Origin of the sequence: Ureibacillus sp. FSL K6-2830 (assembly GCF_038004145.1) — a bacterium.
In the GTDB taxonomy this organism is placed as follows: Bacteria; Bacillota; Bacilli; order Bacillales_A; family Planococcaceae; genus Ureibacillus; species Ureibacillus thermosphaericus.
Window position 1 is genome coordinate 1800388 of the sequence record NZ_JBBOQR010000001.1, and the last position, 22753, is coordinate 1823140.

The following is a 22753-nucleotide window of genomic DNA, read 5'->3' on the forward strand; positions in this document are numbered from 1 at the left end:
TACCTTTACGGGAGATTTTTTTATGCGGTTTCATCTTTCTCTCTTTTAAAAGCAGCATTGATGGTTGGTTCTGTACCGAGTTTAATGCGTTTAATATTTTCCAAATGTAAAATCGTTGCAACCAATAACAGCAATATTACGATGATGAATGGCCAAATAGTTGGTTCAAATAGCAAAGAGTTTATAGCAAAAACGATATACAAAAAGAATACACCGATAATTAAATAGTTGGATAATAAAGAGACAATGACAAGAGCAATCACAGAAAGAAGACCAAACTTCCAATTGATTGCAAGGAATATTCCGATGAGGGAAGCGGTTCCTTTACCGCCTCTGAAGCGCATATGAATGGGAAAATTATGACCTAGAATTACTGCGGCACCTGTCAAATAGAGCAAAATTGAGATTTGCTCAGTTTCAAATAGTGTATAGTGATCTAAAAAATATCTTGTTAAGATAATCGCAAAAACTCCTTTTCCGATATCAATGAATCCAACAAGTATGCCGTATTTCCAGCCCAGCGTAAGGGTAGCGTTGGAAGCTCCTGCATTGCCGAGTCCAGCTTCTTTTAAATTCACACCGGAAAGTAATTGTGCTGCATTTGACCCATGAATACATCCAATAAAATAGCCGACAATAAGAAATGTAATCACTGCAGTTATCATTCTATTGGACTCCTTTATAGAAAAGTGCATTTTAATATATTATACTCAATAAAATAAAAAATAGTTTCAAATTTTTAAAAAATTAGTTGACAGAGTGGCATACTATGTTTTATAGTTAATCTAACGATGGAAATCAAATTAATACTCTTATCAAGAGAGGCGGAGGGACTAGGCCCTATGATGCCCGGCAACCGGCAAGAAAATTGCAAAGGTGCTAAATCCTACAGATCGTATGGATCTGAAAGATAAGAGGAGGAAATGTACGTGCATACAACACCCTCTTCTTATATAAGAAGAGGGTTTTTGTTTTACTTCAATGCCTCCTCAAGAAATCCATCAATTATTTATTTAGGAGGAGAAAACGATGTCCGAATTCAAGCCAGAAACGTTATTACTTCACGGTGGCCAACAACCTGACCCTACTACAGGTGCTATTGCTGTTCCTATTTATCGCACAACAGCATATGCATTCAAAGACACAGAACATGCGCGCAAATTATTCGCTCTTGAAGAAGTGGGTAATATTTATTCTCGCATTATGAATCCAACTGTAGATGTATTTGAAAAGCGTGTTGCTTTACTAGAAGGTGGTACTGCAGCTGTTGCTTTATCTTCCGGTCAGGCGGCGATTGCATTCTCCATTTTAAACATCGCGAATGCAGGAGATGAAATTGTTTCAGCTGGTTCCTTATATGGTGGAACATACAACTTATTTGCAAACACATTGCCGCGCTGGGGAATTACTACAAAATTTGTAGATGAAAGAGATCCAGAAAACTTCCGCAAAGCGATTACGGACAAGACAAAAGCGATTTATGCTGAAACGGTGGGAAACCCTAGTTTAAATATTTTAGATATTGAAGCGGTGGCAAAGATCGCTCACGATAATGGCATACCATTAATTATTGACAATACGTTCCCATCTCCATATGGATGCACCCCAATTGAATTTGGAGCAGACGTCGTAATACACTCGGCAACAAAATGGATTGGGGGACACGGTACAACAATCGGAGGAATTGTTGTAGATGGGGGTAAATTTGACTGGACACAAGGTCGATTCCCAGGATTCACTGAGCCCGATCTCACATATCACGGAATTCGTTACGGCATCGATACAGCAGGAGCTGCTTTTGCAACAAAATTACGTGTTCAATTATTACGCGACTTAGGTCCAACTTTAGGTCCAGATGCAGCATTTAGCTTCCTGCAAGGATTGGAAACTCTTCACCTTCGCTACGTGAGACACGGTGAAAACGCAGAAAGAATTGTGGAATTCTTGAAAAACCATCCATACGTAGAATATGTGAATTATCCAGGGGATGAAAACTTCCCATCTCACCACCTTGCGAAGAAATATTTAAAAAACGGTTACGGATCAATGGTAACATTCGGAATTAAAGGTGGTCGTGAAGCAGGTCGAGTGGTAATTGACAACGTGAAATTATTCTCTCACGTAGCGAATGTTGGAGATGCAAGATCGCTCATTATTCATCCTGCATCAACAACTCACCAACAATTATCTGCTGAGGAATTAAAAATTGCTGGAGTAGGGGAAGAACTCATTCGCTTATCCATCGGCTTAGAAAATGTAGATGACATTATTGCAGATTTAGATCAAGCTTTAGCAAAAGCTGAGGCAGAATTTAGTGTAAATAAGGCTTAATCATTCGTTCAAGCTCTCTAAGAACCGCTATTGAATCGCTAATAATAGCTGCTCATTTGCGGCTGTTAAAAAATAAAGCATTAAACGCTCCCATAATAGTCGTTTATGAGAAGAAGTTGCTCATTTGCAACATTAAAATCCTCTGTGATTCAAGAGAAAAAATGCTCATTTGCAGAGAAAAATTTAATAGGAAAGTGCTGCTCATTCGCAGCCGATCCAATTATTCAAAGTTTCTTAAAATAATTGTTTGAGTAAGGCTGCTCATTTGCAGTAGATAATTCAAATTTTTCTCAAAGGCGTTTAATCGAAAGGCTACTCATTTGTAGCAAAAATAATTTAATACGATGTGAGTTGTATTCCCATTCGAATACAATTCACATTAATAAATAGGCTGATCTGTCATTTTGGTAGAACCAATCGTTCTCAATTCTAGACACCCCATTTTCGATATATAAAATTAATTCCTAGTAAATTAATTAGGTTACTTGAATTTTTTCGTTTAATCATTTATAGTGTATATAAGAGTTGATTGAATGCTATTGTATTTGGTATTTTCAATAATTCCCCCTAAATGTTTAAGGAAAGCCTTTAATGGCTTTCCCCTTTAAAAGGAGTTGAATCCTATGAAAAAGATTTATAGTGCCCAAAATTTTGCGGCTTATATCATATACGAATTAAATGACATGAATACTTTTGTAAATGCAAAATCATTGCAACATTTGCTTGAAATAGTAAAAAAACAGTGGGAAAGTGTTTTTGGATACAGCCCGTATAAAGAGCAAACCTATACGCTTTTAGCACACGGGTATATAGTAAAAGAAGTATACGATGCATATAAAGAATTGGGTGAACAACCAATTTTAGAACCTGCAAAAGAATGGTTTTTAACATATGGGGATTTCCAATTGATAAGAAGACCTTTTGCTGTTCCTGCCTTTTCAGCGGAAGAAGAACGATTGATGAGAAAGATTTTACGTAACTATCAAACTGCATTATTAGTGCATGCATCGTGATAAGATGAATGACTGGTCAGTACAATAATATAGTACTGGCTTTTTTATTTTAACGAAAAATGAATCAGTTATGCATTTATATGCCCTTCTGAAGAAAACAATTGTCCATCTTGGGTAGAATTCCCTTGAGTTCCTTTGAAATATACGTTAAAATTTCTGTATGTTTCAAAAAATATTGAATTTTTTATTATTTTCATCCGCTGAAGAAAGTGTTTGTGTAGTACAAATTCGCTGCACTCACTATTCAACAATGTAATTTCATGGAAAGAAAGATGGAGGCGAAAAGGAAATGGCAACAATCAAGGCGGCCATCTTAGGATTTGGCACAGTAGGTCAAGGCATTTATCATATATTGAATGAAAAGCGAGAAGATTTACGTAATAAATTAGGTGTCGATCTAGAAGTGGCAAAAATTTTAGTGCGTGACACTACAAAGGAGCGAGTTCCAGGAACGCGACATCTATTGACGGATAGTATTGATGATTGCTTATCTGTTAAGGGGTTGCAAGTTGTTTTTGAAGCCATTGTAGGAGAAGAACCCGCATACACATATTTGAAAAAAGCGGTTATGAATAAATGCCATGTTATAACAGCGAATAAAGTCATGTTTGCAAAATATGGACTTGAATTGCAGGAACTTGCGAAACAAAATGGCGTCTTTGTTGGATTTGAAGCAACAGTAGCAGGCGGAGTACCTGTAATTAAAACTATGAAAAATATTTTGCTTGTGAATGATGTTTCAAAAATACAGGGTATTTTAAACGGTACTTCCAATTATATTTTAACAAAAATGCGTGCGGAAGGATGGTCTTTCGAAGAAGCGTTGAAAGAAGCACAAGCACTTGGATATGCAGAGGCGGATCCATTTATGGATATTTCAGGTCAAGATGCTTTTAAAAAGCTCATGGTTTTATCTGCCCTGGCTTTTGGTGAGCAGCCGAACTGGAATGATGTAAAAGTAATAGGAATCGATGACATTACGCCGGAACAAGTGAAAGAGGCAACTGAAAAAGGACTAAGGTATCGTCACGTCGCAGAAGTGGAAAAGTTAGCAGACGGTACAATTTTTGCCCAAGTTGGACCAATGCTAGTTGATAAAGAACACCCACTTTATCCAATTGATGATGTATTTAATGCGGTTACGATGGAAACAAACTATATCGGAACGCTGACTCTTGTTGGCCCAGGTGCTGGAATGTATCCAACTGCAAGTGTGATGGTAGAAGATTACGCTGAAATTATCGGAAAACGTGCTGGTTTTGTGGTAACAATATAAATTAGTTGTTTCTGGAAATGCTTCTGAAAAACTTTCGGTTTAAGAGGCATTTTATTTCTATAAATCTAAAAGATTATATTCAAACATTCATATGATGAACTTCATCGAAAGAATCAACATTTATATTTTATTTTAAGCATTGAGAATTGTGCTATCTGAAATGATGTCTTAATTTTATGGTAGGGGATGAAGCCATTGAAAGGAAATATAATTGGAGAAAAAAATGATCATCCATGTGGGGTTGGATGATCATTTTTTAATATGTTGCATTGGCAACCCTTGTTAATCTTCATCTTTGACGTCAATATCTTCTGGTATAGGCGTGTTCCGCCAAAATTCAATTTCTTCCTTTATTTGCTTTAATTGTTCGTGGTATGTTTCAAATTGAGCGCTATTGATGAGAAATTGTTCTCCATCATGAACTGCTTTAATACGCCCTTCATAAATGTAACGCAGGACCATTTCTTCAGTCATTGAAATATCTTTTGCCGTCTCGCTCACTGTTTTGTACACAACATGACCCGCCTTTCATTTATGATTTCCCTTAAAGAAAATTTCTGACTAATGGTAAGTTTATTTTACAATATTATTATGGGAATCGAAGAGTTTTTAAATCAAAATTCCGATGTTGCCAATTAAAAATTATGATAGCATTACAATAAATTGTATTTTGAGTGGGAGGATATGCAATGAACATATTGCCATATATCTTTGTATTGCTTGCAGCGATGTTTTGGGGAACCGTTGGGACAACCCAAACTTTTTTACAGGAAGGCATTTCACCGATTGCTGTTGCTGGAGTACGATCAGCGATTGGAGGAGGGGTATTACTCATTGCAGTCCTCGGGATGCGAAAAATCAACTTAAAAAAATGGTCTTGGAAATGGACGATTTTAGCTGCATTGACAATTGCTTTATTCCAAAGTTTATTTTTTACGTCTGTTCGTTACACAGGAGTTGCTGTTGGGACGGTCGTTACGATTGGAAGTTCGCCGGTGTTTGCAGGAATTATTGAATGGTTGATTTTTAAACGTCGACCAAGTCGAGTTTGGGGAATTGCCACGTTGCTGGCGATTATCGGTTGCATCCTGTTATTTGTTAATCGTGGAGAAACGACGATTCATCCTCTAGGAATCTTACTTGCCCTATGTGCTGGGTCGATGTTTGCACTTTATACGAATAGCAGCAAGCAATTAACTGAAAGGGAAGAGACGTTACCGAGTGTTGCGTTAACCTTTACGTTATCCGCTATATTTTTACTGCCTTTTTCTCAAAATGGTGTTTCGTGGGTGTTAAATACGCAAAATCTTTGGCCTATGCTCTTTATGGGGCTCTTTGCCACGAGTTTAGCTTACATATTGTATTTAGCAGGTCTTGAGAAAATCAGTTCTTCTTCTGCGGTGACGTTATCGTTAGCGGAGCCTTTAACGGCAGCGTTACTCGGTGTGTTTTTAGTTGGAGAATATTTAAGCCCTACTAGTTGGATTGGCGTAATGTTACTGCTTGGGGGTATATTGGTGCTGACTCTTGGTAGTAGAAAATCGATTAAACAGATGAAAGAAGTAAATTTACAACAGCAAAATGATGTTGTATCTAAAGAGACTACTTAAGGGGGACCTTGAGTAGTTTTTCTTTTCTTTTTGTTGTTCTTCAGAAATTCTTAAGATTTTCCCTAGCAATTTTGTAAGAAACATACTTTATGATAAAACTATAAGAAAAAGAGATGAGGAGATGCGAATGCAACTTACTGTACTTGTAACAGACGATGATCAGGACATTCGTGACGGCATCGAAATTTATTTAAAAAACGAAGGATACAATGTGTTGAAGGCAAAAGACGGAAAAGAGGCTCTCGAAATTCTTTCCAAAAATGAAGTGCATCTGATTATCCTTGATATCATGATGCCGAATTTAGATGGCATTCAAGCAACGTTTAGGATTCGGGAGGAACGAAATATCCCGATTATTATGCTCAGTGCGAAAGCGGAAGACACAGATAAAATACATGGACTTTCAATTGGTGCGGATGACTACATTACAAAACCTTTTCATCCGTTAGAGCTGATAGCTAGAGTAAAATCTCAATTAAGACGATATACCCAACTTGGTACGTACAATGGAGCAACCAATTCGAAAATCGAAGTAAATGGTTTATCAATCGATCGTGAAGCAAAAGAAGTTCGACTCAATGGAGAAATTGTCAAGCTCACCCCGATTGAATATAAAATTACCGAGCTATTGCTCACGAATGCTGGTCGCGTCTTTTCGATACAAGAAATATATGAACGGGTTTGGAACGAAGAGGCGTACAATGCGGAAAATGTCGTTGCTGTACACATTCGAAAAATACGGGAGAAAATTGAAGCAGATCCAAAAAATCCGAGATATTTAAAGGTTGTGTGGGGTATTGGGTACAAAATTGAAAAATAAGTTAGAAGTCGGTTTGATGGGAGCAAGCCTCATTGCATCGATTATCGGCATCATATTGATTATTAGCTTTACGATTCGATTTTTAACAAAAGAATGGAACAACATTATCACGTTCTTTGTCAAAATCTTTTGAGGAGGAAATGTTATGAAAGAAAAAAGTAAAATACTCCTCTCTCTTTTTCTTATATCTTGGACTCTTTTTTCAGTTTTCTTATTAATTACTTATGGCTCACAATATATCGGAAAATCTTACTTTGATTCGAATTCCTTTAAAGGAAATTTAGAAAATTTTAAAAGTGAAATAGGGCGATATGTATTAGAACCGTTTGATGTGGAAGAGGCAAAAAAGCAAATTACTGTAACAAAAGAGGAAATTGAATATCACCGAAATTATTATGGGTCGCTAACCGATCAAGTGGAAAATATTAAATATCAATATCAAGAACGAATTGAACAAGCTGCTGACGATCCGGAATTGAAAGAATTGCTTCTACATGAACGGGATCAAAAAATTGAAGATATTAAGAAAAACTTTCAGGATGATAGTCACGTAGAAGAAAAAATTCGAAAGCAAAAAGAGGCAATTATTCACCGGTACGCTGTTTTAGAGAATGAAAATAAAAAGGCGTTTTTAGATGAGTATAATTACTTTGCTTACAGTTTACGAAATATTGAAACGGGAGAAACCTTTCAATCTGGCGATGTGAATGCGGAAGCGGTGTTTAAAGAGAATTTTGGAGATAAAAATTCGTATTTAGTCGTAAACAGTTCAAGAACGATTTCCCCAAATGAATATGACTACACAATTATGAAACCAGAGATGACGATTGAAGGAAAAGTATCTCGTTATGAAGGTACTATCATCATTCCAAAATCGATGATGCAGAATACTCAATTTAAAGAAGATTATCAAGTGTTTATGACTGTAAAAATAATACTTTATAGCATTTGGGCTACTTCTTTATTGGCGATTGTTGGGTTGATGACGGTAGCGAAGCCGTCCTTTAGAGACTTTTTATTTGAAAACCGCTTAAAAGAATACTTTTTAAAAATGCCGATTGACTTACGTATTGCAGCAACGTTATTTGCAATACTGATTACGTCTTTAATATTTGACATTACAGGTAATTTCATCCGATTCAATTATTATTACATGAATCATGAATGGATTCAAATCGGCATTCATTTAGCAATCGACTTAGTATTAATTTATATTTTTACAAGCATTAGTATTTTGGGAGCACTATGGACTTGGGAATCCGTGAACAATGAAGAAAATATTAAATATGAGTGGAAAAGATCATTAGCTTATCGTTTATCTGACGGCATCCAAGATTTATTTTTATCTCGGTCAATCGGAATACAAGCTTTGGCAATTTTAACGGTTGCATTTTTGGCAGGATTCGGGCTTGCAATTGTTTTCATAGAGCCAATTTTTCTATTAGTTTATGCAATACTGTTTATCTTCATTGCATTACCAGCCTTGATTCTCTTTTTACGAAATGCAGGGTATTTGAATCGAATTATGAAGCAAACGAAAGATATGGCAGAAGGACGTTTGACGAGAGAAGTACAGGTAAAAGGGAAATCACCACTTGCACAACATGCACAGAATTTAAACGAGTTGCAAGAAGGGGTTCGGAAATCTTTAAGCGAACAGGCGAAAAGTGAACGATTAAAAACGGAATTAATTACAAATGTGAGCCATGATTTGAGAACACCACTCACATCAATTATTACTTATACAGATTTATTAAAAAACCCCAATATTACAGAGAATGAGCGGAAGAGATATATCGAAATATTAGAGAAAAAATCCCACCGTTTAAAAACGCTTATTGAAGATTTGTTTGAAGTGTCGAAAATGTCTAGCGGGAACGTGGAATTAAAAAAAGAACGAATTGATTTAACACAGCTATTACAGCAGGCGATTGGCGAACATAAAGAAGCTTTTGAAAAAGCGAATTTAGATCTTCGCGTTATGTTACCAAATGAGCCCCTTTATGCCTATGTAGACGGACAAAAATGGTGGCGAGTGATTGATAATTTAATTGTAAATGCATTGAAATATTCATTAAAAGGTACTAGGGTATATATTACATTGAAAAAGGTAGATTCAGTTGCTGAATTAGCTGTGAAAAATATTGCAAACTATGAATTAGGTGATAACGTAGAGGAATTAACAGAACGTTTTAAACGAGCGGATGAGTCGCGTCATACGGAAGGTTCTGGCCTAGGACTTGCCATCGCTCAATCGATTGTGGATATGCATAATGGAAAATTGAGAATTAGCGTCGATGGTGATTTATTTAAAGTCGTTGTGACGGTGACTGCGGAATGATGGAGAGGTTGCGATATGAAATTCGCAACCTTTTTCTTTTTTTATTTCGTTCGTCAATTCAGTTGGAATACTTTAGCGGAAGAATAAATAATGTAGTAAGGGTTATTGAAGATGGAAACCAAAATGGAGTTATTACGTTTTTTAAGTGATGGACATTTTATAAAGTATCGTGTATTGTAAATTGAGTGAAAAGAGAGTAAGGGGAATAACGTCTTATGGAATTCATTGAATTATTAAAAGCACTCATCCTCGGGTTTGTAGAAGGGATGACGGAGTTTGCTCCTGTCTCATCTACAGGCCATATGATTATCGTGGATGACCTATGGTTAAAGACGACGGAATTTTTAGGACAGGGGTCCGCAAATACATTTAAAATTGTTGTTCAGCTTGGTTCCATTTTGGCGGTCGTTGTCGTCATGTGGAAACGTATGTTAAGTCTTGTTGGTTTATACAAAATCGATGGACAAGAATATTCGAAACGTTTTAATTTAATGCACGTAATTGTGGGAATTATTCCAGCTGGCGTGTTTGGCGTATTGTTTGAAGATTTTATCGACGAACATTTATTTACAACCGAAACGGTCATTGTCGGGTTAGTTTTAGGTGCTTTTTGGATGATTATTGCTGATAAATTTGGACCAAAACGACCAGCAGTTACATCACTAGACAAATTATCTTATGGTAAAGCATTTAAAATTGGATTAATTCAATGTCTTTCTTTATGGCCAGGCTTTTCCCGCTCTGGTGCGACGATTGCCGGTGGGGTGATGATGGGGCTTGACCATAAAACGGCATCGGACTTTACGTTTATTATGGCTGTTCCAATTATGGCAGGAGCTAGTGGATTATCTTTAGTAAAAAACTGGGATCAAATTAATCCTGATCATTTTTGGTTTTATGCTGTCGGATTTATTAGTGCATTTATCTTTGCGTTAATTGCTATTAAATTTTTCTTAAAATTAATTTCTCGTATTCGATTAGTACCTTTTGCTATTTACCGTTTAGTGTTGGCAGCAGTATTGATTGCGGTATTATTCGTAATGTAATGAAAATATCCTTTCTCATTAAGTGGGAAAGGATTTTTTTAATTATTATGACTACAAATAAGTGTAGATTGTACAATTTTGTGTTGTAATGTCATATCCACACGAGTTGGAGTGGCATCCACACAAGAAGAGAGTGTATCCACACGAGAAGGAGTGCTATCCGCACAAGAAGAGAGTGTATCCACACGAGAAGGAGTGCTATCCGCACAAGAAGAGAGTGTATCCACACAAGTAGGGATATCATCCGCACAAGAAGAGGGTGTATCCACACGAGAAGGAGTGCTATCCGCACAAGATGAGGGGGTACCCACACGAGAAGGAGTGCTATCCGCACAAGATGAGGAAGTATCCACACAAGTAGGGATATTATCCGCACAAGATGAGGGTGTATCCACACGAGAAGGAGTGCTATCCGCACAAGATGAAGGTATATCCACACAAGTAGGGATATCATCCGCACAAGATGAGGAAGTACCCACACGAGAAGGAGTGCTATCCGCACAAGATGAGGGGGTACCCACACGAGAAGGAGTGCTATCCGCACAAGATGAGGAAGTATCCACACAAGATGAGGAAGTATCCACACAAGTAGGGATATCATCCGCACAAGAAGAGGGTGTATCCACACGAGAAGGAGTGTTATCCGCACAAGATGAAGGTATATCCACACAAGTAGGGATATTATCCGCACAAGATGAGGGAGTACCCACACGAGAAGGAGTGCTATCCGCACAAGATGAGGGGGTACCCACACGAGAAGGAGTGCTATCCGCACAAGATGAGGGGGTACCCACACGAGAAGGAGTGCTATCCGCACAAGATGAGGAAGTATCCACACAAGTAGGGATATCATTCGCACAAGATGAGGAAGTACCCACACGAGTAGTGGAGTCATCCACACAAGAGTGAGCAATACACACAACCAACATTAAAAATATTGGAAATTGCATCTTTTAATCATTAAATAAGTTAAATAAACCGCCTATACCGCCTTCACCTTTATCTTTTCCTCCTCCGCCTTGGGAAACAGGAGCTGCTGCGAATACGCGGCTTGCAAGTCTCGAGAATGGTAATGATTGAATCCAAACAGTACCAGGGCCTCGTAAAGTTGCGAAGAAGATACCTTCCCCACCGAACAGAGCGGTTTTAATGCCACCAACAGCTTCAATGCTATAATCCACTTCTGAAGTCATTGCGACAAAGCAGCCTGTATCGATTCGAAGAACTTCACCTGGCTGTAATTCTTTTTGATGAATGGCACCGCCTGCATGAATAAACGCCATGCCATCCCCTTCAAGTTTTTGCATGATGAATCCTTCTCCACCGAAGAACCCAGCAGAGATTTTCCGTTGAAATTCGATGCCGACGGAAACCCCTTTTGCCGCAGCTAAAAAAGCATCCTTTTGACAAATTACTTTACCATTTAATTTACTTAAATCCATTGGGATGATTTTACCTGGATAAGGAGCTGCAAAATATACCTTTTTTTTCCCCATGCCAACGTTTGTGAAGGTCGTCATAAATAAACTTTCCCCCGTTAGGAGCCTTTTCCCAGCTCCCATTAATTTCCCCATGAATCCTCCACCGCTTTTAGAAGATCCATCACCGAAAATTGTTTCCATTTTTATGCCATCATCCATCATCATTAAGTTCCCGGCTTCAGCAATAACTGTTTCATTCGGATCTAGTTCCACTTCAACGTATTGCATATCATCGCCATATAATTTGTAATCAATTTCATGATTATTCATGTCCTTGCCTCCTTTAGCATTTACTTAATATATACGATATTTTCATACGTTTCCCTTTGGATAAAGTTTCAACTAGTTCAAGACATTTTATGAATTGTTGAGAAAAAAAAGGGATTATCGAGAAAATGTTGAATAATAGTACAATAAGTAATTAAAAATATAAGGAGGGTGTTATGGACTTAAAAAACTATATAAATGGCCGTTGGATTGAACAAGATTTAGAAAAAGTTGCAGTCATTAACCCAGCAACAGGTGAGGAATTAGCGAAAGTCCCTCTTTCAACGAAGAATGAAGTGGAAGAAGCTGTTCGTTCAGCAAAACAAGCTCAAAAAGAATGGGCTCTCATTCCAGCTCCTAAACGAGCTGAATATTTATATGAAATTGGTTATAAATTAAAGGAAAAGAAAGAGTATCTAGCTCAAATCCTCACAAAAGAAATGGGGAAAGTGATTGAAGAAGCCCGTGGCGAAGTGCAAGAGGGCATTGATATGGCTTTTTATATGGCGGGTGAAGGCAGACGATTATTTGGTGAGACGACTCCCTCCGAATTACCAAATAAATTTGCGATGAGTGTAAGAAGTCCCGTCGGCGTTGTTGGCATTATAACACCTTGGAATTTCCCTATTGCCATTGCTACGTGGAAGTCATTTCCTGCGATTGTTGCTGGTAATACAGTTGTTTGGAAACCTTCTACGGAAACCCCTCTCATGGCATATGAATTAGGAAAAATTTTTGAAGAAGTTGGCCTGCCTGAAGGAGTTGTGAATATTGTATTTGGGTCAGGTTCTACGGTTGGTACGGCACTTATAGAACATCCAGATGTAAAAGTGATTTCTTTTACAGGTTCAAACGAAACAGGACGCAAAGTAGCAGAATTAGGCGGCCGACATTTGAAGAAAGTCTCCCTTGAGATGGGTGGTAAAAATGCCATTATCGTAATGGATGATGCAGATTTAAATTTAGCTGTGGAAGGAATTCTATGGAGCGCCTTCGGTACAACAGGGCAAAGATGTACCGCTTGCAGCCGAGTCATTGTTCACAAAAATGTGAAAAATGAATTGGAAGAAAGGTTAGTAGCAGCACTTAGTAATTTAACGATTGGCAATGGTCTTGAACCGAATGTAAAAGTCGGACCCGTTATTAATCGAGCAGCTTTAGAAAAAATTTATCATTATGTGCAAATCGGCAAAAATGAAGGCGCAAGATTATTAACTGGTGGAGAAATTATTACAACACCACCATATAACCAAGGATTTTTCTTTGAACCAACCATATTTACAGATGTGAAACCTGATATGACCATTGCTCAAGAAGAAATTTTTGGACCGGTATTAAGCATTATTGAGGTAAATAGCTTGGATGAGGCTATTGAAGTCAATAATAGTGTGAAGTTTGGTTTATCCAGTTCCATTTACTCTCAAGATGTAAATCGAATTTTTAAAGCGCAACGAGATTTAGATACGGGGATTGTGTATGTGAATGCAGGTACAATAGGTGCTGAAATTCATTTACCATTTGGGGGAACAAAAGGAACGGGGAATGGCCATCGAGATTCCGGTCAAGCCGCTTTAGACGTATTTACAGAATGGAAAAGCATCTATGTAGACTATAGTGGCAAGCTTCAGCGTGCACAAATTGATACAGATAAATAAAAAGAAAAGGGGATGTTTGGAATGAAAGTAGTAGTGTTAGGTGCAGGACTAATGGGGAGAGAAATTGCGAGAGATTTAAGTGCAAGCGACAAAGTAGAAAAAGTTTATTTAGCAGATTTAGATATTGAAATGGTAAATGATTTTATCAATGAAGCAAATTTACAAAAAATCGAAGCAGTGTATTGTAATGCAGAAGACGAACAACAATTGCGTGATATTATTTCAAAAGGAGACGTGTGTGTTAACGCATTGTTCTATGAGTTTAATGAACGTGTAGCAAATGCTGCAATTGATGTTGGCGTACATTCTGTTGATTTAGGGGGACATATAGGGGAAGTAACAGAAAATGTACTGAAATTAGATGAACAAGCAAAAGAAAAAAATGTAACGATTATTCCAGATTTAGGTTTAGCACCGGGAATGATTAATATTTTAGTTGGATACGGGGCTTCGAAATTGGATAGGGTAGAGTCCATTCAACTATATGTTGGGGGAATTCCGGTAAAACCTGAACCTCCATTAAACTATACTCGCGTCTTCTCCCTTGAAGGTGTCATCGACCACTATACGGAGCCAGCTAAAATTATTCGTGATGGACAATTGGTGAAAGTGGAGTCACTCTCAGGAGTAGAACCTATTTACTTCGATCAATTTGGAACATTAGAGGCATTCTATACTTCTGGAGGAACTTCAACATTATACAAAACATTCCCGAATGTGAAAACTCTTGAGTATAAAACAGTTCGCTATAAAGGGCATGCTGAAAAGTTCCAGTTATTGAGAGAATTAGGATTCTTCGATCGAGATAATATTGTCAATGTAGATGGTGTCGAAGTGAAAGTACGCAGCGTTGTTCGAGAAGCGCTAAAGAAAAAATTGTACTTAGGTAAAAAACAAGATGCGGTAGTGCTACGAGCAATTATCATTGGTGAAAAATCTGGTGAGCAAGTCACATACGAATATGAAACGATTTTAAAACGCGACGAAAATTCAGAAGTGACGGCAATGGCACAGGCAACAGCTGGTACGATTGCTTCCGTAGCGATTATGATTGGTGAAGGAACAATTTCACAACGTGGTGTGTTCCCACCAGAAATGATTGTACCAGGTAAAGAGTTTATTGAAAAAATGAATAAACGCGGCGTTATAATTAAAGAAACGTCTCATCGTTCATCGATTGTAAAATGGTAAAAACGTGTGCTAAAATTATTTATCTGAATGTTCTGTATAAAGAGCGAATGGAGAAAAGAACGAGTTTTCCCATTCGTTCTTTTGCTTTTTTAACAAGACTTGGATGTCCACTAGAACGTGAAGTGTAATGCTTCACGTTTTTTCTTTTTCTTCTTTAATAGCATAAAAATAAAAGTGGCAAAATCGGAAATTCATTTTAAATGATGTAACTATATAGAATTTTGGCAGTCTAATTGATAAAAGGAAGAAAAAGGAGTGAAATGGGATGAATAATAAAACCAAGATCTTGGCAAGTGGATTCATTCTACTCGTTTTTGGGGTGTTTCTGAGCTTCATATTGCTCGGAAAAAAGGTTGAAGTAAATGCAGCTTCCGTCGTTTTTTATGGGCAGCCTTATGATGTTCATCTTTCCCATGCATTAAATGAACAGGCAATTCAACGCGGCAAAGTGTACGTTACGGATGAAGATGGAAACAAAGTGGACGCAACGGTTACATTAAGCAAAAACCAACGCACATTAACGGTTGAAAATTTAAAAATAGGCAAATACATTCTTCATATTGAAGATAAATCCTTCCGAAAATCTTCGGTAAATTTAAAGAATCAAAAAATTGAATTTGAAGTGATTGAAAAGTTGGAATCCATAAAGTCCGTTAAAGAATTAGAGGAATACTTCCAAACATTGCTTAATAAGCATAATCAAAACGGAGTTAAATGGGAATTTTTTGAAGAAGAACGTGTTGAGATGAAACAATCAACTGAAGCAGATACTGCTTCAAGTGGAGGAAACCATTCGACAACGAATAATCAAGTCGAAGGAATTGATGAGGGCGATGTCGTTATTACTGATGGCAAATATATTTATGCAACTGTAGAACAGCAAATTAAAATTGTTGATGCACAAAATCCGAAAAACTTAAAACAGGTTGCAACGATTCAACTAAAAGGCAACGGCTATCCTCATCAGTTAATGAAAGAAGGAAATTATTTAATCATCTTATTGGATGAATTTGTAGAAGATCCACGAAATAGCCATAAAGAATATTATGGCGGAAAAACGTTTACAAAAGCAGCGATTTATGATGTCAGTGACGCTTCCAAGCCAAAACTGGTAAAGGAATTTGGTCAAGAAGGTTACATGAATGGTGTTCGTAAATATAACGGTGTACTTTACATTGTTTCAAACTATACACCAAATTATTGGATAATGAAAGATGCAGAGGTCGAGCTAAGACCATACATTGTTGAAGATGATGAATCCAACCCTTTGGAAATTGAGAAAATCTCGATTATTCCAAGCTCTACAGAACCATCTTATTCTATTATTTCAGCGATTGATTTGAACAATTTAACATCTAAAGAAGTAAATACTAAAGGATATTTAGGAAGTAGTTCTACTCTATACATGTCTAAAAATGCATTATATTTAACAGCTTTTGATTATGGAATGGCTTTGCCAATCGATTTAAGAGTGACGACTTCTGATTCTGAAACAGAAAAGTCAATAGCTCCTATACAATCAGGTGAGCCAAAAACGAACATTTATAAATTTGCAATTGATGGAACAAATATTGAATTTACTGGGACAGGTACAGTAAAAGGGAATGTATTAAATCAATTCTCTATGGATGAACATAACGGATATTTCCGCATTGCAACAACGGAAGGAGTTGCTTGGGGCAGTCAAGCGAATTCCAAAAACCATCTATTCATTTTAGATGAGAACTTGAAGAAAGTCGGAGAAGTTACAGGTTTAGCGAAAGGCGAACGCATTTATTCCGTTCGTTTTATGGGCGATAAGGCGTATATTGTGACATTTAAAGAGACAGATCCGCTCTTTGTAATTGATACGGCAGAACCGAGCAATCCAAAAGTATTAGGTGAATTAAAAATTCCGGGCTTCAGCAACTATTTACATCCGCTTGATGAAAACCATTTAATTGGAATCGGTTATGATACAGAACAACGGATGGATTCATGGTCGAAGGAACCGTTTACTGTAACAAAGGGAATGAAAATTTCTTTATTTGATGTATCTGATTTCGCGAATCCAAAAGAACAAGATATGGTTATGATTGGAGGACGCGGAACTTATTCGGAAGTGCAATATAATCACAAAGCACTCTTTAGAAATGAAGCGTTAAATTATTATGGATTCCCAGTGATATTGTATGAAGAAGGAAAGAATGACGATGTGAAATATAAAGGATTGGGTGCGTTAGTGTACGAAATTACCACGGAGAAGGGGATTCAGTTAAAAGGAAACTTAATTACACCTGCGAAAGCCAATGAATTGTATGAAGATTGGGAATCAAGCATATCTCGTTTAGTGTATATTGATGATGCCTTGTATACAATATCACCGAAAGAAATAAAAAGCTATGATTTGAAAACTTTTGAACCAATTGGACAAATGAAAATCAAATAAGTTCAAAAAATCTGCTCTGGTTGAAGAGCAGATTTTTTATTAAGAAGGGAATATTACAAGTAAATCAACTTGAGTAGATAAGTGATCAGAACTAGCAGAGGAAATATCCAGATGGAATAGACAATCTGCACGAGAGGAGAAAGTATCCACACAAGTAGAGGGATATCCACACAAGCGAAGTATACATCTGTACCAGTGCGAGTCCTATCCACACAAGCGAAGTATACATCCGTATCAGTGCGAGTCCTATCTACATGAGTGGGAATGCATCTGCACAAGTGTATGAGATATCTACACAAGCAGAGGAATGATTTGTACGGGCAGGGATGTTATCTGCACAAGTAGTTGGTACATCCTCACATGGACACAGCCAAGTTGTTTCTACATTAAATAAAAAATCCCCAAGCTTCATCATTGCTAAGGGGATTTTTCATATTCAATGAACGTTTAATATTTCGCTTACCGTCACACATTCATAGCCTTCTTCTTGCAAATATGCTAATACGCTTTCAAGCCCGTCTGCTGTTGACTGATGAATATCGTGCATTAATATGATTGCTCCATCGTGCAAGTTAGCTTTTATGATTGGCAATAATTTATTTGAATCGCGGTATTTCCAGTCGTAAGTATCAATTGTCCATAAAATAACAGGTACATCAATTAAACTTTCAACGTATGAATTAGTAGCACCATAAGGAGGTCTAAATAGAGTAGGATATTCTCCAATCACATCATATATCACTTGACTTGTGTAATCGACTTGCCAAGAAACTTGAGTGGTGCTTTGTTTCGTTAATACTGGATGGTTATATGTATGGTTACCAATTTCATGACCTCGATTTAACACTTCATGTACGATATCTTTATGGTTTTCCACTTGTTTTCCAAGCATGAAAAACGTTGCCTTTGCACCGTACCTTTCAAGGGTGTTTAAGATTTGCATCGTCACTTGTGGATGTGGTCCGTCATCAAAAGTTAAAGCTACTTTTTTGCGGTCTGTTTTAGGAGTCACAATAGTTACATTGCTTTTCACTTCGCTTTGGAATGCGGATGCTAAAATAGGATTCAAATAATAGATTGGGATATTAATCGTTGCAGAACCTGCATGTTCTTCAGCAAGTTCTCCTTGGTTAAAGTAAAATATAACCGATTCGCTCGTTATGGCAAAGCGATTGAAATGATTCCAATTAGGTACTGTTGTTTGCACTAGTTTTTCATCGATTATTTCTTTACCGTAATATTCCTTTAGTTCAGCTTGAATGAATTCAGCTAACAAACCTAAATGCCCGATATCTTTGTTTAATAATGTACTAGAATCGATTAACTCTCCGGTTTCTTTATTAAATACAATGGTTTTATAGGTTTCTTTATATGAAACTCGGTTCAGCGATAGCCGTTTCTTTAATACGATTGAGTAAAACTGATTGTTAAATAGGTGAATTTCTGTGGAGATGTCTAAGTCACCAATCGTTTTTACTTTATTTACATGATTTTTCTCGTTTAGTGAAGTGATATAATCTCGCTTCGAATCTTTTATGTATTTAGTAATCTGTTCATTCACCAGCTCAAAAGGTGTTTTTGGGTAATCTATCGAATATGGTATTAAGCTATTCATTGACGATTCGGAAACGATTCGGATTTCCGGAAATTTTGAATCTGTTTCATCAATTAGAGAGGGAATCTCTGGATATTTTGTTATAGCAGAAACGGTTGGTTTTTGGAATTTAAACTGTCCCGTAATGGAAATTGTAATAACAATAATCGTAGTTAACGCAATGATGGAACCGATTAATATTAAGTCAATCCATGCGCGGCGTTTTGACTTCCGCTGTCTCATCTATGGCTCTCCTCTCTAAAGTTATCAAAAGGTGGTTTTATTTAAGTTGAAAAAGATATGTACTTGAGATTTGCCTTTCCGTTCGGTATGATGCAAAGAAGAAAGGGAGAATAAAGCAATGGTAAATGAAAAGAATGGTGAATTGGCGTTAGATTGCTTATTGTTAGCGGGACAAATTATGATGGAAAGCGGTGCTGAGACTTATCGAGTAGAGGATACGATGCTCAGAATGGCTCGCTCCCAAAATTTAGACGCCCAAAGTTATGTAACACCTACGGGGATTATTCTTTCCCTTGGTAAACAACAAAAAACAAAAATTATTTCCATTTCAAGCCGTATTACAGACTTGCATAAAATTGCGAAAGTAAATAATGTTTCTAGGAAGCTTACACTTAAAATAATAACATTAGATGAAGCGTATGACGAGCTAAGAATGATACAAAAAACAAATTATTTTTTGCCAATTTGGTTGCAAATTTTAATGGCTGCCGTATCAAGTGCTTGCTTTTTAATTTTATTTAAAGGGACTTGGTTTGATATGCCAGCAGCTTTTATAGCAGGGGGCACAGGTTACCTTGCATTATTGGCCATTCAACATTTAACGAAAGTGAAATTTTTCTCTGAATTCTTCGCTTCTTTTGTCATTGCGCTCGTGGCATTTTCTACTGTTAAATTTGGTTATGGAAATGAAATCGATAAAATTATCATTAGTGGTGTGATGCCACTCGTTCCTGGGGTATTAATTACAAATGCTGTTCGAGATATGATGGCGGGTCATTTAACCGCTGGCATTGCGAAAGGGACAGAAGCTTTTTTAACGGCTTTTGCTATCGGTTCGGGTGTTGCAGTGGTTGTGGCATTTTATTAAGGAGTAATGGATATGGAATATGTAATTCAGTTGATTTTTAGTTTCCTTGCAACAGCGAGTCTTTGTGTGATTTTTAACGCTCCGATTAAAGCGATTCCTTATTGCGGATTAGTCGGGGCTGTTGGATGGATGATTTTTTATAGTGCCTTGCAATTACAATTAACAGAAGTATTCGCTTCTTTTTTAGGGGCTTTCGTTGTCGCAATCTGTGCACAAGGATTTGCAAGAAGATTAAAATCTCCGATGATTGTTTTTATTGTTTCAGGGATTATTCCTTTAGTACCTGGTGGGCTTGCATATAATACATTGCGTTATTTTGTGGAGCAAAATTATACTTTAGGATTGGAAACCGGAATTCGTGCGTTTTTAATTTCAGGGGCAATTGCTATGGGGATTGTTTTTTCTGAAGTTATATTTCAATTATTCGTTCAATTTATGAGGAATAGTCTGACTTCTATGCAATCTTTTAGTCGAAATAAAAGACGACAATAAATGCATTATTTAAAAAGGCTACTCAAAACACTAAGGAGTAGCCTTTTTTATTTAAGAAGATAAAAGCTGAGGTATATTGTCTGCTGTAACAGGTTTACTGATTAAAAATCCTTGTATAGCATCGCATTCATATTGTTCTAACAGTTCTTTTTGTTCATTTGTTTCTACACCTTCAGCTAACACTGTTAAGTTCATGGATTTTCCGAAATGAACAATGCCCTTAATTAAGCATTGCGTTTTTTCGGATTGCGTAAGTGAATGAACAAAAGTTTGGTCGATTTTTAATGTATTAATTGGTAAAAGTTGCATGTATCGGAATGAAGCATAACCTGTTCCAAAGTCGTCCAATACAAAGGTAATGCCTTCCTCTTCTAATTTACGCATTTGTTGAATGATGGATGTTTCCGCTTCAGCTTCTAATGCAAACTTTTCTGTAATTTCGATTTGTATGAGATGAGCAGGACAACCTGTTTTCGTCAATGTATCTAATATGAATTTTGCCATGTTTTTATCCCTAAATTCTCGAACAGATAAGTTAATCCCTACTTTTAATTCGAGGCCTTGTTTTTTCCATTTAGCTGCTTGTTGACATGCTTCTTCAATCACAAAAGAACCGATATCGTTAATTAAACCAGTTTCTTCAGCAATTGGGATTAATTCGTCGGGACTAACTACGCCAATTTCTTCGTCATCCCATCTCACAAGAGCTTCGACCGCATAAATTTGTCCTGTTTTTAAATCTACTTGCGGCTGATACAATACCTTTAAATTATGCTGATCGAGCGCCATTAACAAACGTTTTTCAATGATGGATTTCCGATTTAATTTTTTATGGGCAGCTTCAGAAAGAGATAATATATTATCTCCACCAGCTTCGCGAACATTAGCAATCGTTGCAAGAGAAGCGTTCATTAATTGAGTAAAGTTCGATTGATATTGCGGAGAACGAGTAATTCCACCGCTGATTGTAATCGGCATTGCACGATTGCCAAGGTAAATTGGATTTTGTTTTAAATAGGATAAAAATCCTTGGATAAACCATTCGCCAAGGGGAGTAATCACAACAAAATCACTTTCGTTTATGCGAGCGAGTAAACTATCCTGGAAGTAAATTTTTAAGCGTTTCGTGAACTCTAAAATAAAGTTGTTGTCCAGCTCAACATGATGAAGTTCCTTCAACGTGTAGAATTTATCGATACTCAAATAAACGAAGTAAAATTGTTGTTGCTCTGCAATCATTTCTTTTACAACGTTTTCTAAGCGATGGACATTCATTAAACCAGTTTCTGCATCAACGTAAGCAATTTTTTCGAGTTTATGTTGCAATTCTTTTTCATTTGTAATATCTTGCTCTATTAATGTGTAGCGATATTTTTGTTCACTATGAGAATAAGTGGGAATGGCAGTTAAATGAACCCAATAAGTTTCACCGGTTTTTTTCATTTTTTGTACATCGCCTTGCCAAACTTTCCCTTGAGAGATAGTATTCCATATAGTATCTGCTATTTCATGGCTTTCTTCTGTATCAGGGAATAGTTGCCAAAAGGTTTTTCTTAACACTCGTTTTGGCGTCCATTTACTTGTTTTTAAGAATAAAGGATTACAGCTAACAATAAATCCTTCATAATCTAACGTAACCATCATAAAGGATGAGAGAAGCCCACTCTTTAAATCAGATAGTTCTTGGTCCGATTCTCCTAATTGAGAAAATTGTTGTTCTGGCAAGCAATAAAAAACAATGCAACGATTGTTGTTAATCGTGCATGGGAAAACGATTACGTCTGCTTTGATAAGCGTTTCATTTTTATGAATCAGTTGTATATGATTTAATCGAATGTATTCTTGAGCATTCAGTATGCGCTGCCAAGTATTTTCAGATAAAGTAGAAAATAATTGTTCTTTTAATGAATCAACACTCTGAAAGTCCTGTTTTGTGTAACCAAAATATTGTTCACATATGGTGTTCCAAGTGATTGTATCTGCATTTACATTTAATGCAAAAGATGGGAAGGGAGCTTTCAGTAGCAAGTTTTCATCATAGCTTTGCGTTATATTAAGGTTCATCCTAATTCCGTCTCCTTGCATACCGTAATTTTA

Annotated in this window: 19 protein-coding genes and 1 riboswitch; of the genes, 14 read left to right on the plus strand and 5 right to left on the minus strand. The window is 36.8% G+C overall.

Going from position 1 to position 22753, the window contains the following annotated elements; translation table 11 throughout:
- Window positions 1-20: 20 nt before the first annotated feature.
- Complete coding sequence (locus NSU17_RS08845) at window positions 21-665, minus strand: glycerol-3-phosphate acyltransferase (protein WP_340704801.1); 645 nt, start codon at window positions 663-665, stop codon at window positions 21-23.
- 144 nt (window positions 666-809) lie between these two features.
- A riboswitch (SAM riboswitch) is annotated at window positions 810-917 on the plus strand.
- Between the two features lie 112 nt (window positions 918-1029).
- On the opposite strand from NSU17_RS08845, the gene NSU17_RS08850 reads away from it, so the two are divergent.
- The 3 genes from NSU17_RS08850 (at window position 1030) to NSU17_RS08860 (ending at window position 4620) form a co-directional block, all read left to right on the plus strand.
- Window positions 1030-2331 (plus strand): O-acetylhomoserine aminocarboxypropyltransferase/cysteine synthase family protein, encoded by a 1302-nt coding sequence (locus NSU17_RS08850; RefSeq protein WP_340436624.1) that lies wholly within the window; start codon window positions 1030-1032, stop codon window positions 2329-2331.
- A 623-nt stretch (window positions 2332-2954) separates the two neighbouring features.
- Window positions 2955-3344, plus strand: coding sequence for a hypothetical protein (locus tag NSU17_RS08855; protein ID WP_096549851.1), 390 nt, complete (start codon window positions 2955-2957; stop codon window positions 3342-3344).
- Between the two features lie 289 nt (window positions 3345-3633).
- A complete protein-coding gene (locus tag NSU17_RS08860) occupies window positions 3634-4620 on the plus strand; it encodes a homoserine dehydrogenase (protein ID WP_340436620.1) in 987 nt (328 codons plus the stop codon).
- Between the two features lie 282 nt (window positions 4621-4902).
- Here the strand turns inward: NSU17_RS08860 and NSU17_RS08865 are convergent, their stop codons facing one another.
- Entirely contained in the window at window positions 4903-5133 is a 231-nt protein-coding gene (locus tag NSU17_RS08865; RefSeq protein ID WP_340436618.1) for a DNA-binding protein, read from the minus strand.
- Window positions 5134-5309: 176 nt separating this feature from the next.
- On the opposite strand from NSU17_RS08865, the gene NSU17_RS08870 reads away from it, so the two are divergent.
- The 6 genes from NSU17_RS08870 to NSU17_RS08895 all read left to right on the plus strand — a co-directional run bounded on the left by NSU17_RS08870 (window position 5310) and on the right by NSU17_RS08895 (window position 11346).
- Window positions 5310-6230, plus strand: a complete 921-nt coding sequence (locus NSU17_RS08870; RefSeq protein WP_340704802.1) for a DMT family transporter — start codon at window positions 5310-5312, stop codon at window positions 6228-6230.
- Between the two features lie 127 nt (window positions 6231-6357).
- Window positions 6358-7050, plus strand: coding sequence for a response regulator transcription factor (locus tag NSU17_RS08875; RefSeq protein ID WP_096549848.1), 693 nt, complete (start codon window positions 6358-6360; stop codon window positions 7048-7050).
- A complete protein-coding gene (locus NSU17_RS08880; RefSeq protein ID WP_340704803.1) occupies window positions 7040-7183 on the plus strand; it encodes a hypothetical protein in 144 nt (47 codons plus the stop codon). Before NSU17_RS08875 ends, NSU17_RS08880 begins: the two co-directional genes overlap by 11 nt.
- Before the next feature lie 12 nt (window positions 7184-7195).
- Window positions 7196-9391: a sensor histidine kinase gene (locus NSU17_RS08885; protein WP_340704804.1), complete on the plus strand. Its 2196-nt coding sequence runs from the start codon at window positions 7196-7198 to the stop codon at window positions 9389-9391.
- Window positions 9392-9606: 215 nt separating this feature from the next.
- The gene (locus NSU17_RS08890) at window positions 9607-10437 is read left to right on the plus strand and encodes an undecaprenyl-diphosphate phosphatase (RefSeq protein ID WP_016837667.1); all 831 of its coding nucleotides are present in this window, start codon (window positions 9607-9609) and stop codon (window positions 10435-10437) included.
- A gap of 111 nt (window positions 10438-10548) precedes the next feature.
- Window positions 10549-11346, plus strand: coding sequence for a hypothetical protein (locus NSU17_RS08895; RefSeq protein WP_340704805.1), 798 nt, complete (start codon window positions 10549-10551; stop codon window positions 11344-11346).
- Window positions 11347-11390: 44 nt separating this feature from the next.
- On the opposite strand, the gene NSU17_RS08900 is transcribed toward NSU17_RS08895, so the two are convergent.
- Window positions 11391-12188: a TIGR00266 family protein gene (locus NSU17_RS08900; protein WP_016837669.1), complete on the minus strand. Its 798-nt coding sequence runs from the start codon at window positions 12186-12188 to the stop codon at window positions 11391-11393.
- A gap of 173 nt (window positions 12189-12361) precedes the next feature.
- Between NSU17_RS08900 and NSU17_RS08905 the strand changes: the two genes are divergently transcribed.
- The 3 genes from NSU17_RS08905 to NSU17_RS08915 all read left to right on the plus strand — a co-directional run bounded on the left by NSU17_RS08905 (window position 12362) and on the right by NSU17_RS08915 (window position 17459).
- Window positions 12362-13840 carry an aldehyde dehydrogenase family protein gene (locus NSU17_RS08905; RefSeq protein WP_340704806.1) on the plus strand — a complete coding sequence of 493 codons (1479 nt, stop codon included), beginning with the start codon at window positions 12362-12364 and terminating at the stop codon, window positions 13838-13840.
- Window positions 13841-13861: 21 nt separating this feature from the next.
- Window positions 13862-15031 (plus strand): saccharopine dehydrogenase C-terminal domain-containing protein, encoded by a 1170-nt coding sequence (locus NSU17_RS08910; RefSeq protein WP_340704807.1) that lies wholly within the window; start codon window positions 13862-13864, stop codon window positions 15029-15031.
- Between the two features lie 265 nt (window positions 15032-15296).
- Entirely contained in the window at window positions 15297-17459 is a 2163-nt protein-coding gene (locus tag NSU17_RS08915) for a beta-propeller domain-containing protein (protein ID WP_340704808.1), read from the plus strand.
- A 436-nt stretch (window positions 17460-17895) separates the two neighbouring features.
- Here NSU17_RS08915 and NSU17_RS08920 read toward each other — a convergent pair whose 3' ends face one another.
- Window positions 17896-19296 (minus strand): polysaccharide deacetylase family protein, encoded by a 1401-nt coding sequence (locus NSU17_RS08920; RefSeq protein WP_340704809.1) that lies wholly within the window; start codon window positions 19294-19296, stop codon window positions 17896-17898.
- A 118-nt stretch (window positions 19297-19414) separates the two neighbouring features.
- Here NSU17_RS08920 and NSU17_RS08925 point away from each other — a divergent pair, with 118 nt between their 5' ends.
- Both NSU17_RS08925 and NSU17_RS08930 read left to right on the plus strand, forming a co-directional pair.
- On the plus strand, window positions 19415-20164 hold the full coding sequence (locus NSU17_RS08925) for a threonine/serine exporter family protein (protein ID WP_340704810.1): 750 nt from the start codon (window positions 19415-19417) through the stop codon (window positions 20162-20164).
- A 12-nt stretch (window positions 20165-20176) separates the two neighbouring features.
- A complete protein-coding gene (locus NSU17_RS08930; RefSeq protein ID WP_016837675.1) occupies window positions 20177-20656 on the plus strand; it encodes a threonine/serine exporter family protein in 480 nt (159 codons plus the stop codon).
- A gap of 51 nt (window positions 20657-20707) precedes the next feature.
- Here the strand turns inward: NSU17_RS08930 and NSU17_RS08935 are convergent, their stop codons facing one another.
- The gene (locus NSU17_RS08935) at window positions 20708-22720 is read right to left on the minus strand and encodes an EAL domain-containing protein (RefSeq protein ID WP_340704811.1); all 2013 of its coding nucleotides are present in this window, start codon (window positions 22718-22720) and stop codon (window positions 20708-20710) included.
- Window positions 22721-22753: the final 33 nt, after the last annotated feature.